Source organism: Streptosporangium sp. OZ121 (assembly GCF_051918885.1).
Lineage (GTDB): Bacteria > Actinomycetota > Actinomycetes > Streptosporangiales > Streptosporangiaceae > Streptosporangium.
The window spans coordinates 1-647 of record NZ_JBPXMC010000108.1 but is presented as its reverse complement, the minus strand read 5'-3'; the positions used below and the strand labels follow the sequence as shown (position 1 = coordinate 647).

Sequence of the window (647 nt, the reverse complement as noted above, 5' to 3'; positions counted from 1 at the left end):
CGGCGGGTTTGGTGATGGTGTCGGTGTCCAGGGTGACGGCGCCGTTGCGGGCCAGGACGCGGCCGTTCACGCTCACCCCGGTGGTCACGGTGATCGAGGTCAGCGCCAGGACGTTGCCGGCCAAACTCGAACCGGTCCCCAACGTGGCCGAACTGCCGACCTGCCAGAAGACGTTGCGCGCCTGGGCACCACCGGTCAGCACCACCGTGCTCGCCGAGGCGGTGATGAGCGTCGACGCCGCCTGGAACACGAACACCGCGCCCGAATCACCCTGAGCGTCCAGGGTCAGCGTGCCGGTGATACCGAACGTGCCCGCGGCGGAGGTGTACACACCCGGCGTCACCGTCGTCCCGCCCAGCTCCGTCCCCACCGTGGCCGAGGGAGTACGCGAGGCCGCATCGTTGTAAGCGGCCACCAGATCCACCTTGGCCTGCGCCGCGACCGCGTCGGCCGCATGGATCGCACCGTTCACCGTCCCCGGCGGAAACCCCGTCACCGCCGTCCCCGGACTCAACCCCAGACCACCGGTGACGACCGTGGCACCGGTATTGGTGACCGTACTACCCGCCAGAACCGCGAAGGCCCCCGCCGTACCCAGACCCACCGGCGCCACCTCCGCGCCCGCGGCACCAGGCACCGCGACCACA

Annotated in this window: 1 protein-coding gene; it reads right to left on the bottom strand. The window is 70.8% G+C overall.

What is annotated here, in order from left to right; translation table 11 throughout:
- Positions 1 to 604: ice-binding family protein (locus ACTOQ1_RS42930; RefSeq protein ID WP_440074389.1), on the bottom strand; the 604-nt coding region annotated here is incomplete at its 3' end.
- Positions 605 to 647 lie beyond the last annotated feature (43 nt).